We start from the raw sequence: 9,192 nt of genomic DNA, 5'->3' as shown, positions 1-9,192 counted from the left end.
AGTGTGATTGGTATTCATCAGAAAGCATTTTGTCTGCACTATTTCTGAACACAGGCTTGTAACAAATTAAGCCTCAATAAAACCAAAAACGGCAAGGTTTTTGCATCATTTAGATTATGGGCGAATAACTACATTCATAAGCTCTCATTGCACCAAATTTGTGCAATAATTTAACTGAATTGACCCTACGCACTAAAAAGGACTTTCTGTGAGTAAACCATTAGCTGAAACTGTCTTAGAGCAACTTGTTACAGCCACCTTGTTGCTCGATGAATCGTTGACCGTTTGCTACTTGAACCCATCGGCCGAACAGCTATTTGGGCAAAGCAAAAATCGGTGTATTCATCAGCATCTACCTGAGATGGTTGAACACTCCTCGATAGATTTTTCAGTCTTTGAACAGCCCCTTATTTCTGGGCAAGGAATAACTGACAGCGGCGTAACCTTTGTTATCGATGGCAAACCACTGCTGCTTGAACTCACCATTAGCCCTATTTCGTGGGACAAAAAAGTCATGCTGTTGGTTGAGCTTCGTCAAGTAGAGCAACAAAGAAGGCTCAATCAAGAACTGAACCAACACGCTCAGCAACAAGCAGCCAAGCTATTGGTACGCAGCCTTGCACATGAAATCAAAAATCCGTTGGGCGGATTACGTGGTGCAGCGCAATTACTCGAAAAAATGTTGCCTTCAGAATCACTGCGTGAATACACACAAATCATCATTGAGCAGGCCGATAGGCTAAGAAACTTAGTGGATCGACTGCTTGGGCCGCAAAGGCTCGGTACCAAAGAGCCGGAAAATGTTCACGTTATCTTAGAAAAGGTGCGTCAGTTAGTCAGCCTAGAGCTTGGAGAGAATGTTCGTATTGAGCGAGATTATGACCCTAGCCTTCCTGATATCGCTATCGATAGCGAGCAGATAGAACAAGCACTGCTAAATATCGTCAGCAATGCTGCGCAGATTTTACAAGGTCATGAGGACGCCCGAATCACCTTGACCACTCGTACAGAACACCAAGTAAACATTCACGGTAAACGCATCAAACTGGCGGCCAGAATTGAAGTGACTGACAATGGACCGGGCATTCCACCCGAGCTGATAGATACCTTGTTCTACCCCATGGTCAGTGGACGAGAAGGGGGAACGGGGCTTGGATTGTCTATTTCTCAAAATCTCATAGACCAGCACCAAGGCAAAATTGATGTGGACAGTTGGCCCGGAAAAACCACCTTCACTATTTATCTACCCATTTTAGATTATTAGAAAACAGCGCTAGGAGACAGAATTATGAGTAAAGGCTATGTATGGGTCGTCGATGACGACAGTTCTATACGCTGGGTTCTAGAAAAAACCTTATCTAACGCTAATATCAAATGTGAAACCTTCGCTGACGCCGAGAGTGTGCTTTTAGCACTAGAGCGTGAAGTGCCGGATGTCATCATTTCCGATATCCGCATGCCTGGCATGGATGGTTTAGAACTACTTAAACAAATCCACAAAGCCGACCCTATGCTACCTGTCATCATAATGACGGCGCACTCCGATCTTGATGCGGCAGTAAATGCTTATCAAGAAGGGGCTTTCGAATACCTACCTAAGCCTTTTGATATTGATGAAGCGCTAGCTTTGGCCAATCGCGCCATTACTCACAGTCACGATCAAAAACAAACCAACAATGCCGCCAACACCCTGCAAACGGACACCCCTGAAATTATTGGTGAAGCACCTGCCATGCAGGAAGTGTTTCGCGCTATAGGGCGTCTGTCTCGCTCATCAATCTCTGTGCTTATTAATGGCGAATCGGGGACAGGTAAAGAGCTGGTTGCGCACGCTTTGCACAAGCACAGTCCTCGCAGTAAAAATCCATTTATTGCCCTAAACATGGCGGCCATTCCAAAAGACTTAATAGAATCAGAGCTTTTTGGGCATGAAAAAGGCGCATTTACCGGTGCGAATAGCGTGCGCCAAGGGCGCTTTGAGCAAGCCAATGGCGGTACATTGTTTCTTGATGAAATAGGCGATATGCCGCTCGAAATCCAAACTCGTTTATTGCGCGTACTGGCCGATGGACAGTTTTACCGCGTGGGCGGACATTCCGCGATAAAAGTGGATGTACGAATCATTGCAGCCACTCACCAAAACCTTGAGTCATTAGTAAAAGACGGGGATTTTCGCGAAGACCTTTTCCACCGCTTAAACGTGATTCGAGTGCACATTCCAGCCCTTAGAGAACGCAAGCAAGATATCGCTAAATTGGCTCAACACTTTTTAAACTTAGCCGCCGAAGAATTAGCGGTGGAAGTGAAAACCCTCTCTAAAGAAGCGACCGAAATATTAACTCGACTTAGCTGGCCGGGAAATGTGCGTCAGTTAGAAAATACCAGCCGCTGGTTAACCGTCATGGCAAGTGGCAGCGAAATATTACCGGCCGATTTGCCGCAGGAATTAGTCGAAGAGCGCAGTCTAGCATCGAGCAATGAAGGATCTGATTGGCAAGAACTATTAGAGATGTGGGCTCGTTCTGCGCTAGCTTCAGGCGAAACCGAGCTCCTCGCACACGCACTGCCAGAGTTTGAGCGTATCTTATTAAAAGTGGCTCTTAACCACACCAATGGGCATAAGCAAGATGCGGCTAAAGTTCTGGGTTGGGGAAGAAATACCCTCACTCGCAAGCTAAAAGAGTTGAGCATGACTTAATCCTCTACATTCATCATCCGCTAGGAAAAAGTGGTCATCTTCTGGTGACTACTTTCACTCCCAAAAACCCAAAAACCCAAAAACAACCGTTATTTCATCTATCTCACAACGCTAGCTAGCCCTTCGTTTATTCTCTCTATCTAGCATTTTTTGCTTAAACCATACTGCATACGCAAAAACATTAACACTATCGCAACCAGTCGGTAAACATACAGATCGTTAAGCTGCTGGCTGTTTACATTTGACTGCTTATTTAATAGCTAATGATTAGATGTAAGATTGTACTAATCCATAATTGCGCATTTTTTTATAGAATCGTTTTTGATTATATGAACCGCTGAGCTTAATACGGCTATGAGTATGTTAATAACTCACCGTTAATAAGTAACAGCGGAGACCTGCGTGATAAAGTTTGGGTGAATTATGAATAAAACGGTTTCGATAGTTATACCTTGTTATAACGAGAGTGAAGTCATTGATACGACAGTGCAAGAATTGCTGTCCGTCACCAGCAGTATTGCTAATTATCAATTTGAGCTGATCTTTGTGAATGATGGCAGTGCTGACGATACGGAAGCAAAATTATTGGTACACAATAAGGCTCATGACAATATCCGTGTTATTTCTTTTTCACGAAACTTTGGTCACCAGCAAGCGGTCAGTGCCGGTTTAGATGTCAGTACAGGTGATGCTGTCGTGTTAATTGATGCCGATTTGCAAGATCCACCTAAACTCATTGAAGACATGATTGCCAAATGGGAAGACGGTTTTGATGTGGTGTATGGCACCCGCGCAAGCCGCGATGGTGAATCTAAATTTAAGCTCATCACCGCAAAATGGTTTTACCGTTTATTAAACTACTTATCAGAAGTAAAAATCCCTCTCGATACGGGCGACTTTCGCTTAATGGATCGCCAAGTGGTTGATCACTTAATTGCGATGCCGGAAAAATCACGCTTTATTCGCGGCATGGTCAGTTGGATTGGCTTTAATCAAACCTCGATTAATTATGAGCGTAGCGCTCGTTTTGCTGGTGAATCCAAGTACCCACTCACTAAGATGCTGAAGTTTGGCATTGATGGCATTTTATCCTTCTCCGTCAAACCACTAAAACTCTCCATTATGATGGGCTTTATGTGCTCGGGTGTGGCGATGTTGATGATGCTTTACTCTGTTTACATTCGCTTAATGACCGACCATTGGGAATCTGGCTGGGCATCGTTACTGGTTGCGATCTTGTTCATCGGCGGAGTGCAATTGATCTCTATTGGCATTTTAGGTGAATACATCGCACGTATTTACAACGAATCGAAAGATCGCCCACTGTATATCATCAAGAAAAACCGAGAACACGATGTTGACCAAAACAACTCAACTGTTGAGTAATCTGTTGTATTCAGATCTACGCCAAAAAATTCGCTTTGCTTTGGTCGGTGGGGTAAATACCATCGCCGCTTATTTAGCATTTATGGCTATTTATGAGCTGTCTGGACGCTACTTAGTTTCTTCGGTTTTATCGTATTTTATTGGCATGCTAATCAGCTATGCATTAAATCGTACTTTCGTATTCAACAGTGAGAAAAAAGGCGGTCAATTCATCCCTTTTTGTGTGGTGAATTTAGCCTCCTTATCCTGCTCAACCGGCGCTTTATTTATATTGGTCCATTATGTTGGATTGCATGTTTACGTTGGGCAGGCGCTAGCCGTGTGCGTTTCAATGGCAATTAACTACCTTGGCTATAAGAAAATATTTACTGAAGGGGTCTCAATGCCAACTTTGTTACAAGGCTTATATGACGACGATGGTCATCTAGACCTATTATCTGTTCTACAGTGGCTACTAATTGTGATTTTTGCCGGTATTTCGGTCTTCAATTTACACTTAGCTATGTCGGCCAATATCGCACATGATGCCTTACCGTATATGGACGGTTACAGCGAAAAATTTGTTACCGAAGGGCGTTGGATTAACTTTGCTTTATATGGCGTATTAAAGGAACTGCCCGCCGTGGTGGCCGCTTCTTTAGCCAACCTCTTTATCTTTATCTTTGCCTATAAAGTCGTAATGGGTGTTAAAAAGGAGCGCTGGTTAGCCATTGCTGTTGCCTTGCTCATCGTCAATGTCCCGTCTTTTACTATGCTACTCAAATGGCCAATGACTCTCGTTCCAGGCTGTTTTATGTTGGCATTGTTTGCTTGTTACAAAGATAAGTTCAATCGTCAGCTGTTGTTGGTTGTAGCCGGTATTTTTCTCTTCGCCACCTACCCGGCCTTTTACTTTTTAATGCCACTGTTGTTTGTGGCCGAGCTAGGTAAGTCTAGCTATGTCGATATCTGCAAATTCCTGTGTTTTTGGATTGTAGGTTATGTATTAGGGTACGCAGTTGCCAATGGTTTAGTGTATCTATACACCTCAATATTTACCGAGCATGCCTCTCTGATTCACTTTGTTAGCTGGCGACATGAAACGCCGTCCAATAGCTTATCTGCGTTGCTGGCAAATATTGCTAAAAGTGCCGGCAACCTTAACTATGAAGTGCAGTACTTAGCTAAGCTAAGCCCGTTATTTTATGTTCCCATTGCACTGACCTTTATCTGGGCACTGGTAAAGAGCTTCAAATACACAGCGATAGTATTGATCGTGGTGGTGTCATTGTATGCCAGCGTTGTGCCGCTAGGGGTCGATGTACCATTGCGCTCAGGGGTCACATTGCCGATTGGAATGGCAATGCTAGTGTTGTTAATTGTCAATAAACACTGGCGAGTACTGACTCTGATCAGTTTGTTTATACCGTTTTCATACCAAATGCATAGCTACAATTACCACTATGCGTTTAACCGCAGTGTGATTACCCATATTTTAGAAGAGCACGATCCACACCATTATCTTCGTCAGTCACAAGCGTTTGATAAGGTCACAGTCAGTGTGGATGAAGAGAAAATGACCCAATATATGCTAGATAAAACTGGCTCAAGATCGTTTACTAATTCGTCTAATTTACGCTATCACTACATTCGACCTTATCTGTATCAATATGGATGGCGCGGAGAAAGGATTGTAGTAAATAACGTCTCTAGAAGTGCGGTGACCGGTGAAGCTAGAGTGAAGAAGGAAGGTCGAGAGCTATTTGTCTCGATGGAATAACATGCAATCAATCAGGGTAAGAAGGCTTCTTACCCTGATTTTTTTGTAATGAATAGATTAGAATTACGAATTAGATTACGCGTGAGAATTGTTGCTGACGCGCCTTCGCTCTGAAGTATTTATCAAAACACATACAGATATTTCGAATCAACAAACGACCACGTAAATTCACATGAATTTCTGAGTCAGACACTTCCACTAAACCGTCGGTCACGAAGGTTTGTAGCAAGCCTAAGTCTTCATCAAAATACTTATCGAAAGTAAGTCCAAACTGTTGTTCAATATCGCTCTTATTCAGAGTGAAATTACAGATAAGCTGTTTAATCACTTCGCGACGAATAAGATCATCACTGTCTAAAGAAACACCTTTCCATAAAGCATGACGCTTCTCTTCCATTTGCGCATAATACAGCTTCAACTCTTTTTGGTTTTGCGCATAAGTATCGCCCACCATAGAGATAGCCGACACCCCAAAACCAATTAAGTCACAATCACCTTGAGTGGTATAACCTTGGAAGTTTCGGTGCAGCTCACCATTGCGCTGAGCAATTGCCAGCTCGTCTTCTGGAAGCGCAAAGTGATCCATACCTATAAATTGATAGCCTTCAGAGGTCAGTGTCTCAATGGTTTGTTGCAGAATCGACATACGCTCAGAGGCGACAGGAAGATCTTCATCTTTGATTTTACGTTGCGCCGCAAACAATTGTGGCATGTGCGCATAATTAAAGACTGACAAACGACCTGGACGCATGGTGAGCACTTGACGCATTGTTTCCGCAAAAGATGTGGCAGTTTGTAGCGGCAAACCATAGATAAGATCTAAGTTAGTTGAGCGGAAACCTAATTCTTTGGCTCTAGCGACCATAGCAAAAATGAACTCTTCATCTTGCTCACGATTGACCACTTTTTGCACTTCTTTATTGAAATCCTGTACACCTATACTTAAACGGTTAAAGCCACTGTCACGCAAGTGATCGAGCATATCCAGCTCTATCTCACGCGGGTCAACTTCAATACTAATTTCGGCATCGGCATTAAAGTTAAATTCATCATAAATCACTGTCATTAGGCGAGTGATTTGTGGCTTAGTTAAGAAGGTTGGAGTGCCTCCGCCAAAGTGCAATTGGTTCACTTTTCGCTGTGAGAGCAAAGCGGCACGTTGGCGAATTTCAAACTCTAGTACATCCAAGTAATCATCGGCTTTTTCTTGGTGGCGAGTAATCACTTTATTACAGCCACAGTAATAGCAAAGCTTGTGACAAAATGGGATATGAATATACAGAGATAAAGGTCGTTCTGGATATTGCATATAAGCAATGTCTAGCTCAGCAACAGTAAATGCTTCGTGAAATTCCACGGCCGTTGGGTAAGAGGTGTAGCGAGGTCCAGAGTAATTGTATTTATCCAATACACTCTGATCCCAGATAATTTGTCGGCTAGACATATGGATATCCTAAGAACAACTAAGAGAGGGGGTTATTATGCCACAGCTATAAAGAGGCGTTTTTTATAGCTAAAAAGTATCATAGAGAGCGATAAATATTTGATAGCTAGATCACGCCAATAATAGATGCTATTTCATTTGAATCGAAATCTGTTGATTGAGTGGAGCAACTCGACTCTGCAAATCTTTCAACTCTGTAATAATGTCATCATTCAAACGAGTTTCAGCTTTATGGCGGGCTAAGTTTTGTTGCATGCGCTCTTGCTTAGCCAGTTGTTGGCGCTCATCACCGCGAGCCATATCTTTCACTACCTGAAACAGCTCACTCAACGCGGGATAACGCGTTGCCACGTCGATACGCTGCTCACCCTGCACATAGTCCAGAATGTTGCACAAACGAATACTCAGCTCAGAAAGATCGCATTGACCCTGTATGCCTGCGAGGCACAAGGTATCAACACTCTCAAAAATCTTCGCATTGCGCTTAGCAACAGCCAGTGCTCGATGTTGCTGAATAAGTTGCTTCTGCTTATTTAGTTTTATCAGTAAATAAGCAGCATAAGCAGCTAATCCAAGGATGATGATAGCTCCGATAGAAGCCAACACAGCCATATCCATTGATTTTTAGTCCTTGAAATCGCCCAAATCTAGATCTTCAAATGACGCAAGTAGCTCATCTTCAGTACGTGGCTTCTTGCTCTTGGTTGGTTCAACCGGCACTTCAATTTCGTCTTCTGGTTCTAACAAACCTAATTGGTTCATTAACACTTCAATACGATCCAGTTTCTGATCAACGTAAGCTTGTAAACCGCCGCCTAGAGATTCACCGTTCTCGATACGCTCAAGCAACACATTCAATTGTGCATCATTTTCTAACGCATCCAACTCTTGCTCAGCTGTGTATTTACGCTGTTGCTTGGTTGGCTTAACGGTAGGTTCCACAATTAATGGGATTTTCTTCTTTGAACCAAGGCGAGGATCACGCTTAGTGCGTCCCGAGCTATCTTTTGATTCATTCTCTACCGAGTGGCGATTACCGGCTTTTTGGCCTTTACGCTTTTTCAGTTTCTTGCGTAGGCGTCCTTCCACATCCGATGTTGATCGGTTGCGAGTTACAGTTGGTTCTACTTCAACAACTGAACCTGGTTTTCTCGATTTCTTATGTCGACTCATTGCTCGACTTCCTCAATAAAATTACGTCGTTTTCAATAAATTCTAGCTCTAGCTTGTCTCGGACAGCTAAAAACTCAAAGGTGCTTCTGCTAAAAAACACAACATGTGTGTGGTCATTCTTGTAGTGCCAAGTAGCGAAGGCTTCGACTCCGCGCACCATTTTGGTCATCAAACCCAGCCAAGCACCTGGTTTTAACATTTCTATCCACTGCGCCCAAACCTCATCGGGTTTATATAAGTGCTCTATCACTTCGGTTGCGGTGATAAAGTCATAGCGCTTATTCAGTACACTGCTATCTGGATAGTAGTAGAGATCATACAAGTCTACATGGTGACCGGCCTCTTCCATCATTAAAGATAACGTTGGACCAGGACCACAGCCAAAGTCTAACCCTTGCTTATGATGACCTATACGTTCAACAAGTGGCACCTGAACTCTAGATAAAAATCTGCGGTAACCTGCATCAGAAGGGTCATTTTCATGTAGATCATAATGCGCCTTTTCTTGGCTTGAATCTAATCTCTGATTGGGGTCAACAAATACTAGCTTACAGCGCTGGCATTGCAGATATTGCCTGCGCTTATCTTCCCAATAAAATTGGATGTCATCATGATGACAAAGTGGACAATCTAACATTCAAGATGCCTATTTAGCGTAAGAGGCGCAACTTAACAAAATATGAAGAAAGAGTGTAGAAAAAATCTGCAATTTCGTGGATTTTTTCTGTTTGT

General features: G+C 43.1%; 8 protein-coding genes. 4 read left to right on the top strand and 4 right to left on the bottom strand.

The window, feature by feature from the left end; genetic code table 11:
• The first annotated feature begins 208 nt into the window (after window positions 1-208).
• From glnL to VHA01S_RS00165, 4 genes are all read left to right on the top strand, one after another.
• Window positions 209-1,264, top strand: coding sequence for a nitrogen regulation protein NR(II) (gene glnL / locus VHA01S_RS00180; RefSeq protein ID WP_023402355.1), 1,056 nt, complete (start codon window positions 209-211; stop codon window positions 1,262-1,264).
• A 24-nt stretch (window positions 1,265-1,288) separates the two neighbouring features.
• Window positions 1,289-2,698, top strand: a complete 1,410-nt coding sequence (gene glnG, locus VHA01S_RS00175) for a nitrogen regulation protein NR(I) (RefSeq protein ID WP_023402354.1) — start codon at window positions 1,289-1,291, stop codon at window positions 2,696-2,698.
• A 423-nt stretch (window positions 2,699-3,121) separates the two neighbouring features.
• Window positions 3,122-4,084, top strand: a complete 963-nt coding sequence (locus VHA01S_RS00170) for a glycosyltransferase family 2 protein (RefSeq protein WP_023402353.1) — start codon at window positions 3,122-3,124, stop codon at window positions 4,082-4,084.
• Window positions 4,053-5,843 (top strand): GtrA family protein, encoded by a 1,791-nt coding sequence (locus VHA01S_RS00165; RefSeq protein ID WP_023402352.1) that lies wholly within the window; start codon window positions 4,053-4,055, stop codon window positions 5,841-5,843. Before VHA01S_RS00170 ends, VHA01S_RS00165 begins: the two co-directional genes overlap by 32 nt.
• A 70-nt stretch (window positions 5,844-5,913) precedes the next feature.
• Here VHA01S_RS00165 and hemN read toward each other — a convergent pair whose 3' ends face one another.
• The 4 genes from hemN to VHA01S_RS00145 all read right to left on the bottom strand — a co-directional run bounded on the left by hemN (window position 5,914) and on the right by VHA01S_RS00145 (window position 9,097).
• Entirely contained in the window at window positions 5,914-7,287 is a 1,374-nt protein-coding gene (hemN, locus tag VHA01S_RS00160; protein ID WP_023402351.1) for an oxygen-independent coproporphyrinogen III oxidase, read from the bottom strand.
• 129 nt (window positions 7,288-7,416) lie between these two features.
• Window positions 7,417-7,905, bottom strand: coding sequence for a DUF2489 domain-containing protein (locus tag VHA01S_RS00155; RefSeq protein ID WP_023402350.1), 489 nt, complete (start codon window positions 7,903-7,905; stop codon window positions 7,417-7,419).
• Window positions 7,906-7,911: 6 nt separating this feature from the next.
• Window positions 7,912-8,460, bottom strand: a complete 549-nt coding sequence (gene yihI, locus VHA01S_RS00150) for a Der GTPase-activating protein YihI (protein ID WP_023402349.1) — start codon at window positions 8,458-8,460, stop codon at window positions 7,912-7,914.
• Window positions 8,447-9,097 carry a class I SAM-dependent methyltransferase gene (locus VHA01S_RS00145; RefSeq protein WP_023402348.1) on the bottom strand — a complete coding sequence of 217 codons (651 nt, stop codon included), beginning with the start codon at window positions 9,095-9,097 and terminating at the stop codon, window positions 8,447-8,449. The genes yihI and VHA01S_RS00145 overlap by 14 nt, the downstream gene beginning before the upstream one ends.
• Window positions 9,098-9,192: the final 95 nt, after the last annotated feature.

The organism is Vibrio halioticoli NBRC 102217, assembly GCF_000496695.1.
In the GTDB taxonomy this organism is placed as follows: Bacteria; Pseudomonadota; Gammaproteobacteria; order Enterobacterales; family Vibrionaceae; genus Vibrio; species Vibrio halioticoli.
This window is presented reverse-complemented; position numbering and strand designations above follow the sequence as displayed.

Excerpts from the sequence above, each read along its gene's own strand:
- glnG (WP_023402354.1), top strand. The coding sequence starts at position 1,289 with ATGAGTAAAGGCTATGTATGGGTCGTCGATGACGACAGTTCTATACGC.
- VHA01S_RS00170 (WP_023402353.1), top strand. The coding sequence starts at position 3,122 with ATGAATAAAACGGTTTCGATAGTTATACCTTGTTATAACGAGAGTGAA.
- VHA01S_RS00165 (WP_023402352.1), top strand. The coding sequence starts at position 4,053 with ATGTTGACCAAAACAACTCAACTGTTGAGTAATCTGTTGTATTCAGAT.
- hemN (WP_023402351.1), bottom strand. The coding sequence starts at position 7,287 with ATGTCTAGCCGACAAATTATCTGGGATCAGAGTGTATTGGATAAATAC.
- VHA01S_RS00155 (WP_023402350.1), bottom strand. The coding sequence starts at position 7,905 with ATGGATATGGCTGTGTTGGCTTCTATCGGAGCTATCATCATCCTTGGA.
- yihI (WP_023402349.1), bottom strand. The coding sequence starts at position 8,460 with ATGAGTCGACATAAGAAATCGAGAAAACCAGGTTCAGTTGTTGAAGTA.
- VHA01S_RS00145 (WP_023402348.1), bottom strand. The coding sequence starts at position 9,097 with ATGTTAGATTGTCCACTTTGTCATCATGATGACATCCAATTTTATTGG.